At 32.5% G+C, this 19,067-nt stretch carries 19 protein-coding genes, 1 tRNA gene and 1 pseudogene; 15 read left to right on the forward strand and 6 right to left on the reverse strand.

Going from position 1 to position 19,067, the window contains the following annotated elements; all coding sequences use genetic code 11:
• Nucleotides 1–29: 29 nt before the first annotated feature.
• From FQ204_RS10590 to rlmH, 4 genes are all read right to left on the reverse strand, one after another.
• Entirely contained in the window at nt 30–530 is a 501-nt protein-coding gene (locus FQ204_RS10590) for a hypothetical protein (RefSeq protein WP_260843558.1), read from the reverse strand.
• Nucleotides 531–550: 20 nt separating this feature from the next.
• Nucleotides 551–697 (reverse strand): ComC/BlpC family leader-containing pheromone/bacteriocin, encoded by a 147-nt coding sequence (locus FQ204_RS05840; RefSeq protein ID WP_144209790.1) that lies wholly within the window; start codon nt 695–697, stop codon nt 551–553.
• Nucleotides 698–864: 167 nt separating this feature from the next.
• Nucleotides 865–938 (reverse strand) — tRNA-Arg (locus tag FQ204_RS05845).
• Nucleotides 939–980: 42 nt separating this feature from the next.
• Complete coding sequence (gene rlmH / locus FQ204_RS05850) at nt 981–1,460, reverse strand: 23S rRNA (pseudouridine(1915)-N(3))-methyltransferase RlmH (protein ID WP_144209793.1); 480 nt, start codon at nt 1,458–1,460, stop codon at nt 981–983.
• 204 nt (nt 1,461–1,664) lie between these two features.
• On the opposite strand from rlmH, the gene FQ204_RS05855 reads away from it, so the two are divergent.
• The 5 genes from FQ204_RS05855 to FQ204_RS05875 all read left to right on the forward strand — a co-directional run bounded on the left by FQ204_RS05855 (nt 1,665) and on the right by FQ204_RS05875 (nt 6,738).
• Nucleotides 1,665–2,855, forward strand: a complete 1,191-nt coding sequence (locus FQ204_RS05855; RefSeq protein ID WP_144209796.1) for a trypsin-like peptidase domain-containing protein — start codon at nt 1,665–1,667, stop codon at nt 2,853–2,855.
• 54 nt (nt 2,856–2,909) lie between these two features.
• Entirely contained in the window at nt 2,910–3,677 is a 768-nt protein-coding gene (locus FQ204_RS05860; RefSeq protein WP_144209799.1) for a ParB/RepB/Spo0J family partition protein, read from the forward strand.
• Nucleotides 3,678–3,904: 227 nt separating this feature from the next.
• Nucleotides 3,905–5,248: a chromosomal replication initiator protein DnaA gene (gene dnaA, locus FQ204_RS05865; RefSeq protein ID WP_144209802.1), complete on the forward strand. Its 1,344-nt coding sequence runs from the start codon at nt 3,905–3,907 to the stop codon at nt 5,246–5,248.
• Nucleotides 5,249–5,404: 156 nt separating this feature from the next.
• The gene (gene dnaN / locus FQ204_RS05870) at nt 5,405–6,541 is read left to right on the forward strand and encodes a DNA polymerase III subunit beta (RefSeq protein WP_144209805.1); all 1,137 of its coding nucleotides are present in this window, start codon (nt 5,405–5,407) and stop codon (nt 6,539–6,541) included.
• Nucleotides 6,541–6,738, forward strand: coding sequence for a DUF951 domain-containing protein (locus FQ204_RS05875; RefSeq protein ID WP_144209808.1), 198 nt, complete (start codon nt 6,541–6,543; stop codon nt 6,736–6,738). Before dnaN ends, FQ204_RS05875 begins: the two co-directional genes overlap by 1 nt.
• 29 nt (nt 6,739–6,767) lie before the next feature.
• Here the strand turns inward: FQ204_RS05875 and FQ204_RS05880 are convergent, their stop codons facing one another.
• The gene (locus tag FQ204_RS05880) at nt 6,768–7,268 is read right to left on the reverse strand and encodes a YehR family lipoprotein (RefSeq protein WP_144209811.1); all 501 of its coding nucleotides are present in this window, start codon (nt 7,266–7,268) and stop codon (nt 6,768–6,770) included.
• Nucleotides 7,269–7,532: 264 nt separating this feature from the next.
• On the opposite strand from FQ204_RS05880, the gene ychF reads away from it, so the two are divergent.
• The 10 genes from ychF (at nt 7,533) to ftsH (ending at nt 18,713) form a co-directional block, all read left to right on the forward strand.
• The gene (ychF, locus tag FQ204_RS05885; RefSeq protein ID WP_144209814.1) at nt 7,533–8,648 is read left to right on the forward strand and encodes a redox-regulated ATPase YchF; all 1,116 of its coding nucleotides are present in this window, start codon (nt 7,533–7,535) and stop codon (nt 8,646–8,648) included.
• 72 nt (nt 8,649–8,720) lie between these two features.
• Nucleotides 8,721–9,290: an aminoacyl-tRNA hydrolase gene (gene pth / locus FQ204_RS05890; RefSeq protein WP_144209819.1), complete on the forward strand. Its 570-nt coding sequence runs from the start codon at nt 8,721–8,723 to the stop codon at nt 9,288–9,290.
• Entirely contained in the window at nt 9,283–12,789 is a 3,507-nt protein-coding gene (mfd, locus tag FQ204_RS05895; protein ID WP_144209822.1) for a transcription-repair coupling factor, read from the forward strand. Before pth ends, mfd begins: the two co-directional genes overlap by 8 nt.
• A gap of 79 nt (nt 12,790–12,868) precedes the next feature.
• Nucleotides 12,869–13,135: an RNA-binding S4 domain-containing protein gene (locus FQ204_RS05900; RefSeq protein ID WP_144209825.1), complete on the forward strand. Its 267-nt coding sequence runs from the start codon at nt 12,869–12,871 to the stop codon at nt 13,133–13,135.
• Complete coding sequence (locus FQ204_RS05905; RefSeq protein WP_144209829.1) at nt 13,128–13,496, forward strand: septum formation initiator family protein; 369 nt, start codon at nt 13,128–13,130, stop codon at nt 13,494–13,496. Before FQ204_RS05900 ends, FQ204_RS05905 begins: the two co-directional genes overlap by 8 nt.
• Before the next feature lie 2 nt (nt 13,497–13,498).
• Nucleotides 13,499–13,627: an SP_0009 family protein gene (locus FQ204_RS10690; protein WP_144209832.1), complete on the forward strand. Its 129-nt coding sequence runs from the start codon at nt 13,499–13,501 to the stop codon at nt 13,625–13,627.
• Complete coding sequence (locus FQ204_RS05915) at nt 13,620–14,900, forward strand: serine hydrolase (RefSeq protein ID WP_144209835.1); 1,281 nt, start codon at nt 13,620–13,622, stop codon at nt 14,898–14,900. The genes FQ204_RS10690 and FQ204_RS05915 overlap by 8 nt, the downstream gene beginning before the upstream one ends.
• Nucleotides 14,897–16,174, forward strand: coding sequence for a tRNA lysidine(34) synthetase TilS (tilS, locus tag FQ204_RS05920; protein ID WP_144209838.1), 1,278 nt, complete (start codon nt 14,897–14,899; stop codon nt 16,172–16,174). The genes FQ204_RS05915 and tilS overlap by 4 nt, the downstream gene beginning before the upstream one ends.
• Nucleotides 16,175–16,179: 5 nt before the next feature.
• A complete protein-coding gene (gene hpt / locus FQ204_RS05925; RefSeq protein WP_144209841.1) occupies nt 16,180–16,722 on the forward strand; it encodes a hypoxanthine phosphoribosyltransferase in 543 nt (180 codons plus the stop codon).
• Nucleotides 16,723–16,742: 20 nt separating this feature from the next.
• Nucleotides 16,743–18,713 (forward strand): ATP-dependent zinc metalloprotease FtsH, encoded by a 1,971-nt coding sequence (gene ftsH, locus FQ204_RS05930; protein ID WP_144209844.1) that lies wholly within the window; start codon nt 16,743–16,745, stop codon nt 18,711–18,713.
• A gap of 29 nt (nt 18,714–18,742) precedes the next feature.
• Here the strand turns inward: ftsH and FQ204_RS10695 are convergent.
• Nucleotides 18,743–18,924 (reverse strand): annotated as a pseudogene (locus tag FQ204_RS10695) (hypothetical protein); the annotation flags it as partial.
• Between the last annotated feature and the right edge of the window lie 143 nt (nt 18,925–19,067).

The following is a 19,067-nucleotide window of genomic DNA, read 5'->3' on the forward strand; positions in this document are numbered from 1 at the left end:
CCACGAAAATGTTTAGCTTACAGAACTGCTTATGAAGCTCTAGTGGATGAGTTAGAGTAAATGTTGCACTTATTCTTGCAATTTATCAAATATTTAAAATTAAACTTAAAATAATCAATTGCTTTTAAAATAAAAATCAAAGAAATAATATTGATAAAAATATAGAACAATCCCCAATATCTATCAACAAACTCATCACCTGTGACAGAAGAAATAATAACTGAAAAGAATGTTTCAGAACTCGACACAGCTAAAGATAAAAATAGTGCTAAAAATACAGAAAGGTGTTTTTTAACCTTTTTTATTTTGAAAAAGTATAAATAAAAAAATAATGGTTGAATAAAAAACATCATATATCTAACTGAATAATGTATTAAAGTAGTGAAATCAGTTAAAAATACAATTCCTAAACACAACAAAGTAAAGTGAATATTTACTTTATTCACTCTACTTATCTTCTTGTAGCAATATACAACAGAAACAGCTTCTATAATTGAGAAAATAACCCAATGTATAAATTCTATTTTCACAATATTATTCTCCTAAATAATTATTTACCAAAAAGTTTCAAGAAATCAAACCTCATTCTAATTCGACTATCCCCACCAATAATTTTATTTAACTGCTCATCATTAAGTTCCTTAAATGCTTCCACTTTCACTTTAGCTGTTTCCTTTTTGCTAAAAAATTTTTTCATAATTTCTCCTTAATGTTTGTTTTTTGTAAGAAAACTTACAAAGTAATTATACCAAACCTTTATAACCAAATTGAAAAAATCTCTAAACGATACATTTTTACATCTCAAAAGACTTTTTACACAGATATAGAAAAAGGCACGCTTCTTTCGTGCCTTTAAACCTTATATGATCCCAGCAGGATTCGAACCTGCGACCGTTCGCTTAGAAGGCGAATGCTCTATCCAGCTGAGCTATGAGACCAATGCTCTATCATTTTAACAAAAAAAGCCTACAACGTCAAGATTACTTATGATAGGGACTTCCTTGTTGAATCATAAATGCTCGATAAATTTGTTCTACTAAAACTAATCGCATCAATTGATGAGGAAGAGTCAATTTTCCAAAACTCATCAATAAATTAGCTCTTTTTTTAACAGTATTAGATAAACCAAGGCTTCCTCCAATCACAAAAGTAATATCTGAAATCCCACGAATAGTTATATCATTCAATATCTTACTAAACTCTTCTGACGGAAATTGTTGTCCTTCAATAGCTAAAGCAATCACAAATTCCTTATCAGTTATTTTCGATAAAATACGAGTTCCTTCTTTGTCAAGAATTTGTTGATTTTCTAAGTGACTTGCCTTATCAGGTGTTTTTTCATCTGGCAGTTCAATCATATCAAATTTAGTAAACCGCCCTAAACGTTTTACATACTCTGCTATTCCATCTTTAAGGTATTTTTCTTTTAATTTTCCAACAGTTACAAGTTTTATTTTCATATTTCTATTCTACCATATCCACAATTATTTCACATCTTATTCACAGGATAAAAATTTAAATTTCCTTTCAAAAACCTTATAAATTACTAAGAAAATCACAGATTTTAAAAGTTATCCACAATTTGTGGAAAAGGTAAAACATTTAAGTTATAATTAAGATAAATTACTTATACTTTCAGTAATTGAAATAACTAGGAGGAAGATATGAAAAATTCTTCAAATTTCACAAAAAAATTGTTATGGCTTTTCATGGTCTTAGCCATAGGTTTTATCGGTGGTTTACTTGGAAACTTAACCTCATCAAAATTATCAACAAATGGTTCTACAACAACTAAAGTGAACCAGGTTACTACTGCTTATAAAAATACAAATTCTACCACACAAGCTGTAAGCAAAGTAAAAGATGCTGTTGTATCTGTTATTACCTATGCTAATAACAATTCACAGAACAGTGTGTTTGGAAATGATGATTCGAACACTAATGGCGATAATTCTCAACAAGTAGCTAGTGAAGGATCCGGAGTTATTTATAAAAAAGACGGAAAATACGCTTACTTAGTAACCAATACCCACGTTATCAGTGGTGCTAAAAAAGTTGACATTCGTTTAGCAGATGGGAACAAAGTTCCTGGAGAAATTGTAGGTTCAGACACCTATTCTGATATCTCCGTTGTTCGTATTAGTGCCGATAAAGTAAAAACAGTTGCTGAATTTGGAGATTCTAGTAAATTAACTGTTGGTGAAACAGCTATTGCGATTGGAAGTCCGCTCGGATCAAATTACGCTAATACTGTGACGCAAGGAATTATTTCTAGTTTAAATCGTAATGTTTCTCTAAAATCTGAAGACGGTCAAACTATTTCAACACAAGCTATCCAAACAGATACAGCTATCAATCCAGGAAATTCTGGTGGACCACTTGTGAATATTCAAGGACAAGTAATTGGCATTACTTCAAGTAAAATTGCTAGCAATGGCGGAACTTCCGTTGAGGGCTTAGGTTTTGCCATTCCATCTAACGATGTTATCAACATTATCAATCAATTAGAAGCAAATGGAACTGTTACACGACCAGCCCTAGGAATCCAAATGATCGATATCACTAATCTGTCTAGTTCAGATCTATCACGCTTAAAACTCCCATCGAAAGTAACTAGTGGAGTTGTCGTACGTTCAGCTCAATCTGGAATGCCTGCTGAAGGAAAACTCCAAAAATATGATGTTATTACCAAAGTAGATGGGAAAGAAATTTCCTCAACAAGTGATTTACAATCCGCTTTATACAAACATTCAATCGGTGATGATATAAAAATAACATTTTATCGTGATGGAAAAGAAACAACGACTACCATTAAGCTTACAAAATCTACAAAAGATTTAGATTCAAATAATTGACACTTTATTAACACATCTTTACAGAATTGTAAAGGTGTGTTATTCTATATAAACATGGAAAAATATCAATATATCACACTTAATGACATCCAAACAAATCCTTATCAACCAAGAAAAGAATTTTCAGAAGAAAAAATTGCTGAGCTTGCTAGTTCTATAAAAGAACATGGTATTATTCAGCCCATCATTGTACGAAAATCTCCGATAATTGGTTATGAATTGCTAGCTGGTGAAAGGCGTTTTAGAGCTGCTAAATTAGCAGGCTTAACAAATATACCAGCTATTATAAAAGAAGTAACAGATGATGAAATGATGAAGCAAGCCATCATTGAAAATTTACAACGAGAAGATTTAAATCCTATAGAAGAAGCACAATCTTATAAATATTTAATTGACAAAGGGTTGACACATAAAGAAATCGCTCAAACAATGGGAAAATCACGTCCTTATATTACAAATTCTGTTCGTTTATTAAACTTACCACCCAATATTATCAAAGCAGTAAAAGAAGGAATTATTTCTCAAGGACATGCTCGCCTACTCATCAATCTCTCAGAAAAAGATCAAAATCAGTGGTTTGATAAAATCTTATCTCAAGAACTTTCAGTTCGACAGCTAGAAAAACAATTGCATCCACAGCAAACAAAAGCTTCAGCGAAAGATGAACATCAACTTTTTCTCAAAGAAGAGGAAAAAAGGTTAAAAAAGATATTCGGTACAGAAATTTCACTCCAATTTTCTAAGCAGTCCCAATCTGGAAAAATCTGTATTCACTTTTCAAGCCAAGAAGAATATCAAAGAATTATTGACAGCTTTAAATAAGGCTGTTATTTTTATTTTTTAAACTCACAAGATTATCCACTATTATTTTATAAGAAAACCTTAATAAATCACAGAAAAATTGCTTTATTCACAATCTGTGGAAAACTCGAAAGAACAATGTGAATTTATTTCCACAGATTGTGGAAAACTTTTGCGTTTTATGTTAAAATAACTTTTATGGATCATTAAAATAAGACTAAAAACTTAATTAGTAAAGGAGGTTTTCCATGACGCAAGAAACTAGTTTTTGGGCGCGTGTTTTAGAATTAGCTCAAAAGCAAATCAAAAAAAATACATATGATTATTTTGTTGCAGGAGCACGGTTAATGAAAGTTGAAAATTTTCAAGCTACTGTACTTCTTGATAGCCCAGTCAAACAATTATTTTGGGACCAAAATTTAGCAGATGTTATCATTACTGCAGGTTTTGAAGTGTACAATGATCAAATTACAGTGCATTATATCTTTCAAGAAGAGAATGATGAGGTTACTCAGTCAACAAATACAAATCATTCAGTGATTAAACCAAGTCTTCCTCCTATTGAAACTGGGTTAAAAGCAAAATATACATTTGATAATTTTGTTCAGGGTGACGGAAATGTTTGGGCTCTATCAGCTGCACTCGCTGTTTCTGAAAATTTGGCAACAACTTATAATCCATTGTTTATCTATGGTGGACCAGGATTAGGAAAAACCCATTTACTAAATGCAATTGGAAATCAAATTTTAGAAAATATTCCTGATGCCAGAGTGAAATATATTCCTGCTGAAACTTTTATCAACGACTTTTTAGAACATCTTCGATTAGGGGAAATGGAAAGCTTTAAAAGAACTTATCGAAGCCTTGATCTCTTATTGATTGATGATATTCAGTCCTTAGGAGGAAAGAAAGTTTCTACTCAAGAAGAATTTTTCAATACTTTTAATGCTTTACATGGAGACAATAAACAAATTGTACTAACAAGTGACCGTAGTCCTGATCATCTGGATAATCTTGAAGAACGTTTAGTCACACGCTTTAAATGGGGATTAACTCAAAATATTACCCCACCAGATTTTGAAACAAGAATTGCCATTTTGCGCAATAAAATAGAAGATTTAGATTATATTTTCCCAAATGATACCTTGGAATACTTAGCAGGTCAGTTTGATTCAAATGTTCGAGATTTAGAAGGCGCTTTAAATGACATCTCCCTTATGGCCAGAGTAAAAAATCTTAGAGAAATTACAATTGATGTCGCTGCTGAAGCTATTCGAGCCCGAAAACAAGATGCAAGTCAAATTTTAGTTATTCCAATTGATAAAATTCAAACAGAAGTTGGAAATTTCTATGGAGTCAGCGTTAAAGAAATGAAAGGAAGTCGTAGGATTCAAAATATTGTTCTTGCTAGACAAGTAGCTATGTATCTAGCTCGTGAATTAACCGATAATAGCCTTCCAAAAATTGGAAGAGAATTTGGCGGTAAAGATCATACGACGGTCATACATGCTCATGGAAAAATAAAAACAATGCTTGAAACAGATGATAATCTTCGATTAGAAATAGAAAACATAAAAAATAAAATCAGATGATTGTGGATAACCTCAGAAAAAAAGTTGAAGTTATTCACAATTTATAAACAAGTTTATTTCTGCGTTCTACCGCTAATTTAAAAACTTTTCCACAAGTTTCACACAAACTACTATTACTATTAACTTAATAATCATAAAATAATAAAAGGAGTTTCTATGATTAACTTTTCAATCAATAAAAATTTATTTTTACAAGCTTTAAATACAACAAAAAGAGCTATCAGTCATAAAAATGCTATTCCAATTCTTTCTACAGTAAAAATTGATGTCACAAATGAAGGAATTACATTGATTGGCTCTAATGGTCAAATTTCTATCGAAAATTTTATTTCAATTAAAAATGAAAATGCAGGACTTTTAGTAACTTCTCCAGGCTCCATTTTGCTTGAAGCAACTTTTTTCATCAATGTCGTATCAAGTCTTCCTGATATAACGCTTGATTTTAAAGAAATTGAGCAAAAGCAAATTGTCTTAACAAGTGGCAAATCAGAAATTACCTTAAAGGGAAAAGATGCAGATCAATATCCTCGTATTCAAGAAATTTCAGCAAGTAACCCTTTGGTGCTTGAAACAAGTGTCCTTAAAAATATTATTAACGAAACAGCTTTTGCAGCTAGCACGCAAGAAAGTCGTCCGATTTTAACAGGAGTTCATTTTGTCTTAACAGACAATAAAAATTTAAAGACAGTCGCAACAGACTCTCATCGGATGAGTCAAAAGAAGATTGTTTTAGAAAAAAATGGGGATAACTTTGATGTTGTTATTCCTAGTCGTTCTTTACGCGAATTTTCAGCCGTTTTTACGGATGATATTGAAACAGTAGAGATTTACTTCACAAATAATCAATTACTCTTTAGAAGTGAAAATATTAGCTTTTACACTCGACTTTTAGAAGGAAATTATCCTGATACCGACCGTTTAATTCCAACAGAATTTACGAGTGTTGTCACATTTGATAATCATAATCTTCGTTATGCAATGGAACGTGCACGTCTTCTTTCAAATGCGACTCAAAATGGAACAGTTAAATTAGAAATTATAAATGGTGTAGTTAGTGCGCATGTGAACTCCCCTGAAGTTGGGCGTGTAAATGAAGAAATTGATACTGAAAGTATTTCAGGTCAAGATTTAACCATTAGTTTCAATCCAACATATTTAATTGATTCTTTAAAAGCTATTGATAGCGAAAAGGTTACAATCAGCTTTATTTCAGCTGTTCGTCCATTTACTTTGGTGCCAAGTGATGACACAGAAAACTTTATTCAATTGATTACGCCAGTGAGAACAAACTAATGTATGATGTAGGAAATTTTGTTGAAATGAAAAAACCACATGCCTGTACAATCAAATCCACAGGCAAAAAAGCAAATCGTTGGGAAATTATTCGAGTGGGTGCGGATATTAAAATTCGCTGTACAAATTGTCATCATATTGTGATGATGAGCCGATATGATTTTGAACGAAAACTAAAAAAAGTGCTAGGAAATTGATTTCTTAGCACCTTTTCATAATCTTAATCTTATTTTAATTTTTCAAATTTACCGTCTGTAATTTCTTTAAAACCTTTACTTGTTAAGAGTTCTTTACTAGCTTTCATACTAATTTTTTTAGTTTTTCTCGTATTCTTATCTGTATACATTCCAGGCAAGGTTGCTAATTTATCAAAGTCTACTTTATTAAAGTTAATTTCTACAGTTTCCTTAACTCCCTTTTCTTCATAAGTGACTTTTTCTTTAATTCCCTCAATATTTTGATACATTTGAGAAGCTTTATCAATTCTGTCTTTAACATCTTCTTTTTTAGTAGCTCCTAAGGTTTTATAAGACCAAAATGAATCAGTAGTTTGTTTTGTGACAGTATCCCCTTTATAATAATAAGTTAATCGTAAGTCATATTGTAAACTTTGATCAATTCTTTGGAATGACATTGTTTTTTCCTGAGCTCCACATGCTCCAAGAATGATTAGTGAAATAATCGCTACGAAGCTAATCAATAATTGTTTAAAGTATCCTTTTTTCATAGTATTACCTCCTGTCCCTTAATAAAATTAGGGAACTATATAGCAGTTTACACCAATCGCAATATGTAGTATTTTAAAACAAGATTTTTGTAAATTCGACAACTATATTTTGGGGTTGTGTAAACAAGTATATAATTCCCTAAAATTATAATATTTTTATCAGGAAAATACAACATTTTACAAAAATGATTAAGTTATAAGTCAAATAGTGGTAAAGTATGATATAATGGTTTATTGAATTGAAAAGATGAAAGGAAGAGTAAAATGGCTTTAACAGCAGGAATTGTGGGATTGCCTAATGTTGGAAAATCCACTTTATTTAATGCAATTACAAAAGCAGGAGCAGAGGCAGCTAACTATCCCTTTGCGACGATTGACCCTAATGTTGGACGGGTAGAAGTTCCAGATGCTCGTTTGGATAAATTAACAGAACTTATCAAACCACAGAAAAAAGTTCCAACGACTTTTGAGTTTACAGATATTGCAGGGATTGTAAAAGGTGCTTCAAAAGGAGAGGGTCTAGGAAATAAATTTTTAGCTAATATTCGTGAAGTAGACGCTATCGTTCATGTGGTTCGGGCTTTTGATGATGAAAATGTTATGCGAGAACAAGGACGTGAGTCAAGTTTTGTTGATCCAATGGCTGATATTGAAACAATTAATCTTGAGTTGATTTTAGCAGATTTAGAAAGTATCAATAAACGCTATGCACGTGTGGAAAAAGTTGCTCGAACCCAAAAGGACAAAGATTCAGTAGCTGAGTTTCATGTTTTGCAAAAAATTAAGCCAGTTTTGGAAAATGGTTTATCAGCTCGTACCATTGAATTTGATGAGGAAGAACAAAAGATTGTCAAAAAATTATTTTTATTGACCACAAAACCAGTCCTTTATGTTGCTAATGTCAGCGAAGACGAGGTAGCAGATCCTGATAATATTGAGTATGTTCAACAAATTCGTGAGTTTGCAGCAACTGAAAACGCAGAGGTAGTTGTTATATCTGCGCGTGCTGAAGAAGAAATTTCTGAGCTAGATGATGAAGATAAAGCTGAATTTCTTGAAGCAATGGGATTGAATGAATCTGGGGTTGACAAATTAACCAGAGCAGCTTATCATTTATTAGGACTTGGAACTTACTTTACAGCTGGTGAAAAGGAAGTTCGAGCTTGGACATTTAAACGTGGCATGAAAGCACCACAAGCAGCTGGCATTATTCACTCAGACTTTGAAAAAGGCTTCATCCGTGCTGTAACTATGTCTTATGATGAATTAGTGAAATATGGGAGTGAAAAAGCAGTCAAGGAAGCAGGACGGCTGCGCGAAGAAGGAAAAGAATATATCGTTCAAGACGGCGATATTATGGAATTTAGATTTAATGTGTAAAGCATTGTAAACTAAATATAAACAAGGTTGGAAAAACTTTTCCAGCCCTTTTGGTCTTTTTAGAGGTAAAAAATGGTAAAGATGATTGTAGGTTTGGGAAATCCTGGAGAAAAATATTTTGAAACAAGACATAATGTCGGATTTATGCTGATTGACAAAATGTGTAAAGAAGAAAACTTAAACTTTACAACTGATAAAATTTTTCAAGCAGAGATAGCTTCTACATTTTTAAATGGTGAGAAAGTGTATTTTGTAAAACCAACGACCTTTATGAATGAGAGTGGAAAAGCTGTTCATGCTCTTTTGTCTTATTATGGATTAGATATTGAAGATTTAGTGGTTATCTACGATGACTTAGATATGGATATTGGAAAAATACGACTTAGAGCAAAAGGCTCTGCTGGTGGTCATAATGGCATCAAATCAATTATTAAACATATTGGAACTCAAGAATTTAAACGAATTAAAATTGGCATTGGTCGTCCAAAAAATAATATGACAATTATTCATTATGTGCTAGGAAAATTTGCAAAAGAAGACTATATTACAATTTTGAACACACTTGATAAAGTTGACAATGCTGTAAATCATTATTTACAATCTAATAATTTTGAACAAACAATGCAACAATACAATGGATAAAAAGATGGATATTATTGAGTTATTTAATCAAAATAAACAGATAGCTGATTGGCAAAGAAATCTAAATAAATCAACTCGGCAACTATTGATGGGATTGTTATCTTCAAGTAAAGCTATTACAATGGCCTCTTGTGTAGAAGAAAATCATAAAATTTTGATTTTAACATCTAGTTATAGTGAGGCAGAAAAACTTTCTAGTGACTTGATTGGATTGTTGGGAGAGAAAAAAGTATATACATTTCTTGCAGCTGATACTCCGTTAGCTGAGTTTGTCTTTTCTTCTCAAGAAAAGATTTTTTCTCGTTTAGAAGCTTTAGATTTTTTATTAGATTCTCAACAATCAGGATTTTTGATAGTTAATGTGGCAGCTAGTCAACTATTTTTACCCAATCCTGTTAATTTCAATTCAGCATATATTGATCTAAAAATAGGGCAAGAATATGAATTAAAAGATTTGATTCATCAATTGTCAAATTCGGGTTATAAGCAAGTATCACAAGTATTGAACCAAGGGGAATTCAGTCTTCGTGGTGATATTTTAGATATTTTTGAGCGCTCTAGTCAAATGCCTTTTAGGATTGAATTTTTTGGTGATGAAGTTGATGGTATTCGTCTATTTAATCCTGAAAGTCAAATTTCTATTCAAAATGTAGAACATGTGTGTGTTCATCCTGCTACAGATATCATATTTGCTAAAGCAGATTATAAAAATGCACAGAAAAAAATAGAAAATCTTATAGAAAAAACTGTAGATTTAACGTTGAAATCCTATTTAAAGGAAGTTTTAGCTAGTATAAAAGAACAAACTCAACATACTGATATTAGAAAATTATTATCTTGTTTTTATCAAAATGAATGGACAATTCTTGATTATCTTCCAAAACATAGCCCGATTTTCTTTGATGACTTTCAAAAAATTATGAATAAGCATGCTCAATTTCAATTAGAAGCAGCAAATTTATTGACAGAAGATTTACAAAACAGTAAAGCTGTTGCAAATCAATCTTATTTTGCAGATACATATTCAATATTTAGAAAGTATAAACCTGCTACCTTCTTTTCAAATTTTCATAAAGGATTGGGAAATTTAAAATTTGATTCTCTTTATCAGTTTAATCAGTATCCTATGCAGGAATTTTTTAGTCAATTTCAGCTTTTGAAAGAAGAGATTAGTCGATATAAAAAATCTAACTACACGATCATTATACAATCAAATTCTTTATTGACTTTACAAAGTTTACATAAAAATTTACAAGAATATGAAATTCCACTCGATTATGTTAATGATACTAAAATTCATAAACATGCTATTCAGTTAGTAGAAGGACATTTAATTCAAGGATTTAATTTTGTAGATGAAAAAATTGTTTTAATCACTGAATATGATATTCTGCAAAAAAAAGTAAAACGAAAAGTTCGCAGGCAGAATATTTCTAATGCTGAACGTTTGAAAAATTATAATGAGCTGGAAAAAGGAGATTATGTTGTTCATAACGTTCATGGAATCGGTCGATATTTAGGGATTGAAACGATTGAAATTTCAGGAATTCATCGTGATTATCTCACTATTCAATATCAAAATGCAGATCGTATTTCTATTCCTGTTGATCAGATTCATCTACTTTCTAAATATGTTGCGAGTGATGGTAAAGCGCCTAAAATCAATAAATTAAATGATGGACGTTTTCAAAAAACTAAACAGAGAGTACAACATCAAGTCGAAGACATTGCTGAGGATTTAATCAAACTTTATGCAGAGAGAAGTCAACTAAAGGGATTTGCGTTTTCTAGTGATGATTCTTATCAGCAAGAATTTGATAATGATTTTCCTTATGTAGAAACAGAAGATCAGTTGCGTTCTATAAAAGAAGTTAAAAAAGACATGGAAAGTGATCATCCTATGGATCGTCTTTTAGTTGGGGATGTTGGTTTTGGGAAGACGGAAGTAGCTATGAGAGCTGCTTTTAAAGCAGTAAATGATCATAAACAAGTGGCAATTTTAGTTCCAACTACTGTTTTAGCTCAACAACATTATACGAATTTTAAGGAACGTTTCAATGATTTTCCTGTCAATATTGAAGTATTAAGTCGCTTTAAAAGTAAATCAGAACAAAAAACAATTTTAGAAAAATTAAAAAAAGGGCAGGTGGATATTATTATTGGAACGCATCGTCTCCTGTCAAAAGATATTGTATTTGCTGATTTGGGACTCATTGTTATTGATGAGGAACAACGCTTTGGAGTTAAACATAAAGAAAAATTAAAAGAGTTGAAAACGAAAGTTGATGTTTTAACTTTGACGGCAACTCCTATTCCGCGTACACTTCACATGTCTATGTTAGGTATACGTGATTTATCAGTTATTGAAACTCCTCCAACAAATCGCTATCCTGTTCAAACTTATGTTTTAGAAAATAATGCAACAGTTATTAGAGATGCAGTTTTAAGAGAAATGGATCGAGGAGGACAGGTTTACTATCTTTACAATAAAGTTGACACAATGGAGCAAAAAGTTTCAGAATTGAAAGAATTGATTCCAGAGGCTTCTATCGGATATGTGCATGGTCAAATGAGTGAAATTCTTCTTGAAAATACTTTACTTGATTTTATTAATGGGGAATATAATCTTTTAGTCACAACGACTATTATTGAAACGGGTGTTGATATTCCTAATGTTAATACTCTTTTTATTGAAAATGCAGATCATATGGGATTGTCAACTTTATATCAATTACGAGGGCGTGTTGGTCGTAGTAATCGTATTGCTTATGCCTATCTCATGTATCGCCCTGACAAGGCTTTGACAGAAATTTCTGAAAAACGTTTGGAAACTATAAAAGGATTTACAGAATTAGGTTCTGGTTTTAAAATCGCTATGCGAGATTTATCCATTCGTGGTGCTGGAAATATTTTAGGAAGTTCACAATCTGGCTTTATTGATTCTGTTGGATTTGAGATGTATTCTCAATTATTAGAAGAGGCTATTGCTAAAAAACAAGGTAAAGAAAAAAGAAGGCAAAAAGGAAATGCTGAAATTAATTTGCAGATTGATGCTTATCTTCCTAGCGATTATATTGCTGATGAAAGGCAAAAAATTGAAATTTACAAACGTATTCGCGAGATTGACAGTCGTGTAAATTATGAAGAATTACAGAATGAATTGATAGATCGTTTCGGAGAATATCCAGATGTTGTTGCCTTTTTATTAGAAATTGGTCTTGTAAAGTCTTATTTAGATCAAGTTTTTGTTCAGCTCGTTGAAAAAAAGCAACAATCTGTGATTGTCCGATTTGAAAAAGTTTCTCAACAGTTTTTCTTAACTCAAGATTACTTTGAAGCTCTTTCTGTAACAAATTTAAAAGCAAGAATTTCAGAAAATAAAGGATTGATTGAAGTTATATTTGATGTAAAAAATAAAAAAGATTATGAAATTTTAGAAGGACTTCTGCAGTTTTCAGAAAAGTTGGTAGAAATTAAAAATCAAAAGAAAGATTGCTAACTTTACAATTTTGTAAAGTTTCGCTTTCATCTATAATATTTTCTTAAAAAATGGTAAAATAATGAATTGAGGTAACTTTATGAGATTAGATAAATATTTAAAAGTATCCCGTATTATAAAACGTCGTCCTATCGCTAAAGAGGTGGCCGATAAGGGAAGAATTAAAGTAAATGGAATTTTAGCTAAAAGTTCAACAGATTTAAAAATCAATGATGAAATAGAGATTCGTTTTGGAAATAAAATTTTATTAGTTCGTGTTCTAGAAATGAAAGACAGTACTAAAAAAGAAGATGCTGCTAAAATGTATGAAATTATAAAAGAAACAAGGGTAGAAGTCGATGGCTAGAAATATTGTTCAATTAAATAATCGCTATATACAAGATGAAAATCAACATCGCCGTTATTTAGAGCAAGAAAGAAGAAAAAAGAATCGCTTTATGGGTTGGGTATTGATTTTAGTCATCTTATTGTTTATTTTACCGACATTTAATTTGGTTCAAAGTTATCAAAATTTACTAGAACGCCGGACACAACTGACGCATCTACAAAAGAAATATGAGGAAATAAGCAGCGAAAAAGAATCTCAAAAAGCTTTTGCTAGCAAATTAAAAGATGAAGAGTATGCTGCAAAGTATGCACGCGCTAAATATTATTATTCTAAACAAGGGGAATATGTTTATACAATCCCAGGATTGTTACCACAGTAAAAATGGAAAAATTATTACAAACAGTTGAACAATTTTTGGAGTTTTCTGATGAAAAATTAGAAGAATTGTCCAGAAAGAATCAGGCTTTAAAATTAGAAGAGACTAAAAAGGAAAGGGGAGAGCATGCGTAAGTTGCTATTTCTATTATTGTTGCCAGCATTTTTTACTGCAAAACTAGTAGTAAGTACAGAACAAGATGTCGAATTGACTGCAAAGCAACAGTATGAAATCATTAGTACGACATACAGTAACTATTACACTGACCTTCCAACAAATCCAAATGTTTATGAGCAACTTCTAACTTATACATCATTAAATTTAGAAAAAGTAGCTGGAAGTTTAGCTCCTAATACACCAATTAAATTTTCTGAATTGCAGGTCAATGAACAAGGTATTCCAGTATTTAAACTCGCAAATGGCCAATTTGTTCCTGCTGATAAGCGAATGATTTATGATGATGTTGTCCAATCTAGTGCAGATGTTTCTCAAACAATGTGGCTTAGGCCATCATTTGTAGTTTACAATCAAGCTTTTGTAAATGGAACAAAGGAAGTGAAGACGAATTTATCACCTTATCATTCAGTGAAAATTACTCAACTTGCTGAGACAACATCCGGAAAATATGCTCATGTTGAAGGCAAAGGTTGGATTGATGTGAAATACTTGTCTGATACAGATAATCGTATGGATAAAGTTCAAGAGATTTTAACAAGCAAGTATAATAAAGCAGACTATTCTATCTATGTAAAACAATTAGATTCTGGAAAAACTGCTGGTATCAACCCAGATTTAGAAATGTATTCTGCTAGTGTAGCGAAACTTCCCATTCTTTATTATGCTCAGAAGCAATTAAATGAAGGAAAATACAAACCATTTTCTGGTTTAAAATATATTCCTGCTGTAAATGACTATTCAGGTGCTTATGATACAGAAGGTAGTGGAAGCATTTCTAAAAAATCAGATAATAAGTCCTACAGCATTCAAGATTTGATGAACCATATTGCAAAAGAATCAGATAATGCAGCTACAAATATTTTAGGATATTATATTACCAATCAATCAGACAGCACTTATCAAACAACAATTGAGCAAATTGCTGGGAAAAAATGGGATGTGGAAAAACGCGATGCTTCAGCAAGGATGGCAGGAAATGTGATGGAAGCTATCTATGAACAAAATGGGGACATTATCAATGCACTATCACAAACAAATTTTGATGAGCAGCGTATTTCTAAAAATATAAATGCAAAAGTTGCCCATAAAATTGGAGATGCTTATGATTTTAAGCATGATGTTGCTATCGTTTATACTAACTCTCCTTTTGTTCTGTCTATTTTTACAAATCATTCTGATTATGATACCATTTCTAAAATTGCAGATGACATTTATGAGGTTTTGAAATGATGGGACAACGATTTTTTCAGTTGGTGCAAAAAAAAGGCTATTTTAAACATCATAGAAAAATTTTACTTGCCATTTCTGGTGGACTAGATTCTATGACTTTGCTTGATTGGCTTTATAAGTATCGTGAAAAATTAGAAATAGAAATTTGTCTTGCTCATGTCAATCATGGAGTGAGAGAAGAATCTGACTTTGAAGAAGAAGAACTAAAAAAAATAGCAAAGAAACTTGGTGTAAGGATTTTTACATCGAGTTTTTCTGGTCCATTTTCAGAACAAAAAGCACGTGATTTTCGGTATACTTTTTTCAAAAAAATTATGAAAGAGGAACAATGCACGGCATTAGTAACAGCACATCATGCTGATGACCAAGCAGAAACGATTTTTATGAGAATTCTCCGTGGCAGTCGTTTATTTCATATTTCAGGAATGAAAGAAAAACAAAAATTTGCAAATGGAGAATTGATAAGACCGTTGCTTTCTTTTCAAAAATCAGATTTCCCTCTTATTTTTCATTTTGAGGATTGGACAAATCAAGAGAACCATTATTTACGTAATCGAATTCGGAATGAGTATTTTCCGTTGTTAGAACAAGAAAATCCGCAGTTTAGAAAGCATTTAATAGAATTGGGAACAGAAATTTCTCAAATGCAGGACGCATTAGCATATTTAACTAAAAATATTGAATTAACAAATCTGCAGGAATTTCAATCTCAACCATATTTTGTGCAAAGTTTTTTGCTACAGACTTATTTAAAAAATTTTCCTGAGCTGCAGATCAGGAAAGCACAGTTTGCTGATGTTTTAGCAATCTTGAACAAGCAATCTAATTATCAGCAACCACTTAAAGCGGGTTATGAACTCTATAAAAATTATGATTCCTTTGAGATTCGAAAAATCAGTCCACAGTCGGATTTAAAAGAGGATTCAATTTTGTTAAAATATAACGACATTGTGGAATATGGTCATTATCGCTTTTCCTTTGGAAAAGAGCTTCATGGAAAAAACATCCAAGAAGTGTTTGTTTCACGTGAAACAGAAGTTTTACTTCGGCATAGAAAAGAACAAGATGAAATTATCTTGAACCAACACCATAAAAAGCTTCGTCGTTACTTTATTGATCAAAAAATCCCTATAGATCAAAGAAAAAGTGCTATTATCATTGAGCAAAATGGGAAAATCTTAGCAATTGCTGGAATCGTAGCAAGTGATTTGAGTAAGAGTCAAAAAAATGATATAATGTATAACAAACTTTATATACAAAATTTAGATAGGTAAAAAAGATGCTAGAACAAAACATTAAGAAAGTGTTGGTTTCACATGATGAGATCGTAACAGCAACTCAAAAGCTAGGAGCTCAATTAACGAATGATTATGAGGGACAAAATCCTATTTTTGTAGGAATTCTCAAGGGCTCTGTTCCTTTTATGGCAGAACTGATAAAGCACGTTGATACTCATATTGAAATAGATTTTATGTTAGTATCAAGCTATCATGGAGGGACTTCTAGTAGTGGTGTGATCGATATCATAAAAGATATTGATCAGGATGTTGCTGGACGGCATATTCTTTTTGTTGAAGATATTATTGATACAGGAAAAACATTGAAAAGTCTTTGTGAACTATTTAGAGAGAAAAAGGCTGCGTCTGTTAAAATTGCGACACTTTTGGACAAGCCCGAAGGGCGAAAAGTTGATATTGAAGCAGATTACACATGCTTTACGATTCCAAATGAGTTTGTAGTCGGTTATGGTCTGGATTTTGATGAAAATTATCGGAATCTTCCGTATGTAGGGGTTTTAAAAGAAGAAGTTTATACAAAATAAAAAGGTATATTGATAGATAGATGAAAAATAAACAAAATAATGGTTTTATAAAAAATCCTTTCTTATATATTTTAATCATTGTTGTTGTTATTACAGGTTTTCAGTATTTTTCAGCTGGAAGTTCTGTAGGTCGCAGCCAACAAATTAACTATACTGAGTTAGTTAAAGAAATTAGAAATGGAAATGTAAAGGATATTAGCTATCAGCCAAATGGTAGTGTTATTGAAGTTGCAGGTACTTATAAGAAAGAAAAGAAAGTAAAAGACAATACAGGTATTCAGTTTTTTACGCCCTCTTCTACATCTGTAAGTCGCTTTACTAGTGTTATTCTGCCTTCAGACTTAACAGTAGCTGAATTGCAAAAATTAGCTTCAGCTAAGGGAACTGAAATCACCATTAAACGTGAAAGTTCAAGTGGTATATGGATTCAAGTGTTGACAACTCTGGTGCCATTTGCCATCTTTGCTTTCTTCCTGTTTTCTATGATGAATCAAGGTGGAGGCGGCGGAGCGCGTGGAGCTATGAGCTTTGGGCGTAATAAAGCGCGTGCAACAAATAAAGAAGATATAAAAGTACGCTTTTCTGATGTAGCAGGTGCGGAAGAAGAAAAACAAGAACTAGTTGAAGTTGTTGAATTTCTAAAAGATCCTAAACGTTATACAAAACTAGGAGCTCGCATACCAGCTGGTGTTCTTCTTGAAGGCCCTCCAGGGACTGGTAAAACTCTTCTTGCTAAAGCAGTAGCTGGTGAAGCAGGCGTTCCATTCTTTAGTATTTCAGGTTCAGATTTCGTTGAAATGTTTGTCGGTGTCGGTGCTAGCCGTGTTCGCTCCCTTTTTGAAGATGCAAAAAAGGCAGCTCCAGCGATTATCTTTATTGATGAAATTGATGCTGTTGGTCGTCAACGTGGTGTCGGTCTTGGCGGAGGAAATGATGAGCGCGAGCAAACCCTTAATCAACTTCTGATTGAGATGGATGGTTTTGAAGGCAATGAAGGGATTATCGTCATTGCTGCTACTAACCGAAGTGATGTTTTAGATCCCGCTCTTTTGCGTCCTGGTCGATTTGACCGTAAAGTTCTTGTTGGTCAGCCAGATGTAAAAGGTCGTGAAGCAATCCTTCGTGTTCACGCTAGAAATAAACCTCTTGCTGAAGATGTTGACTTAAAACTAGTTGCTCAACAAACGCCTGGTTTTGTTGGTGCTGATTTGGAAAATGTCTTAAATGAAGCAGCTCTTGTCGCAGCGCGTCGGAATAAAAAAGTTATTGATGCTTCCGATATAGATGAAGCAGAAGACCGTGTTATTGCAGGGCCGTCTAAAAAAGATAAGACAGTTTCACAACGTGATCGGCAAATTGTTGCTTATCATGAAGCAGGACATACCATTGTTGGTCTTGTTTTATCAAATGCACGTGTTGTTCACAAGGTAACCATTGTACCCCGTGGTCGTGCAGGTGGATATATGATTGCTCTCCCGAAAGAAGACCAGACCCTTTTATCTAAAGAAGATATGAAGGAACAACTTGCAGGACTTATGGGAGGACGTGTTGCTGAGGAAATTATTTTCAATGTCCAAACTACAGGTGCTTCAAATGACTTTGAACAAGCTACACAAATGGCACGTGCGATGGTAACAGAGTATGGTATGAGTGAAAAACTCGGTCCTGTTCAATATGAAGGAAACCATGCGATGTTTGGCGCTGCGAGCCCACAAAAATCAATTTCAGAGCAAACTGCATATGAAATTGATGAAGAAGTTCGTAATTTGCTTAATGAAGCGCGCAACAAAGCAGCAGAAATTATCCAATCAAATCGCGAAAAGCATAAATTAATTGCAGAAGCTCTTCTTAAATACGAAACACTTGATAGTCATCAAATCAAATCATTATATGAAACTGGCGAAATGCCTGATGAACCAAATGCAAGTTCTTCACATGCTTTGAGCTACGATGAAGTGAAATCTCAAATGGAAGAGCAAAAACCCGAATAAGTTTAAAATGTAAAAAGACTCATTGTCAGCTACAGTAAGCTGGTATCAGTTAACATTAAGAGAGAACAAAGTTCTCTCTTTTTTATGTTCAAATCGATGAGAATGCGTTTTTGATCTTATCAAAAGTCATCAAGCTAAAAGCATTTCGCTTGATAACTTTGAAGAGGTTGCTGGTAGTCTCTAGCTTAGCGTTGGAGTAAGAGAATTTTAAAAAAAGGTAAGTAAAACTCCTCGTGTATTTTTGTTCTGGTATTTCTTTTTATATAAGATAAATTGCAAGAATAAGTGCAACATTTACTCTAACTCATCCACTAGAGCTTCATAAGCAGTTCTGTAAGCTAAACATTTTCGTGG

This window comes from Streptococcus constellatus (assembly GCF_902167705.1).
GTDB classification, from domain to species: domain Bacteria; phylum Bacillota; class Bacilli; order Lactobacillales; family Streptococcaceae; genus Streptococcus; species Streptococcus constellatus_A.

Bases quoted from the DNA above. Each gene is read 5' to 3' on its own strand.
- FQ204_RS05860 (WP_144209799.1), top strand. From the start codon at position 2,910: ATGGAAAAATATCAATATATCACACTTAATGACATCCAAACAAATCCT.
- ychF (WP_144209814.1), top strand. From the start codon at position 7,533: ATGGCTTTAACAGCAGGAATTGTGGGATTGCCTAATGTTGGAAAATCC.
- dnaN (WP_144209805.1), top strand. From the start codon at position 5,405: ATGATTAACTTTTCAATCAATAAAAATTTATTTTTACAAGCTTTAAAT.
- FQ204_RS05905 (WP_144209829.1), top strand. From the start codon at position 13,128: ATGGCTAGAAATATTGTTCAATTAAATAATCGCTATATACAAGATGAA.
- FQ204_RS05880 (WP_144209811.1), bottom strand. From the start codon at position 7,268: ATGAAAAAAGGATACTTTAAACAATTATTGATTAGCTTCGTAGCGATT.
- pth (WP_144209819.1), top strand. From the start codon at position 8,721: ATGGTAAAGATGATTGTAGGTTTGGGAAATCCTGGAGAAAAATATTTT.
- hpt (WP_144209841.1), top strand. From the start codon at position 16,180: ATGCTAGAACAAAACATTAAGAAAGTGTTGGTTTCACATGATGAGATC.
- mfd (WP_144209822.1), top strand. From the start codon at position 9,283: ATGGATAAAAAGATGGATATTATTGAGTTATTTAATCAAAATAAACAG.
- FQ204_RS05875 (WP_144209808.1), top strand. From the start codon at position 6,541: ATGTATGATGTAGGAAATTTTGTTGAAATGAAAAAACCACATGCCTGT.
- tilS (WP_144209838.1), top strand. From the start codon at position 14,897: ATGATGGGACAACGATTTTTTCAGTTGGTGCAAAAAAAAGGCTATTTT.
- FQ204_RS05840 (WP_144209790.1), bottom strand. From the start codon at position 697: ATGAAAAAATTTTTTAGCAAAAAGGAAACAGCTAAAGTGAAAGTGGAA.
- FQ204_RS05900 (WP_144209825.1), top strand. From the start codon at position 12,869: ATGAGATTAGATAAATATTTAAAAGTATCCCGTATTATAAAACGTCGT.
- rlmH (WP_144209793.1), bottom strand. From the start codon at position 1,460: ATGAAAATAAAACTTGTAACTGTTGGAAAATTAAAAGAAAAATACCTT.
- FQ204_RS05855 (WP_144209796.1), top strand. From the start codon at position 1,665: ATGAAAAATTCTTCAAATTTCACAAAAAAATTGTTATGGCTTTTCATG.
- FQ204_RS05915 (WP_144209835.1), top strand. From the start codon at position 13,620: ATGCGTAAGTTGCTATTTCTATTATTGTTGCCAGCATTTTTTACTGCA.
- ftsH (WP_144209844.1), top strand. From the start codon at position 16,743: ATGAAAAATAAACAAAATAATGGTTTTATAAAAAATCCTTTCTTATAT.
- FQ204_RS10690 (WP_144209832.1), top strand. From the start codon at position 13,499: ATGGAAAAATTATTACAAACAGTTGAACAATTTTTGGAGTTTTCTGAT.
- dnaA (WP_144209802.1), top strand. From the start codon at position 3,905: ATGACGCAAGAAACTAGTTTTTGGGCGCGTGTTTTAGAATTAGCTCAA.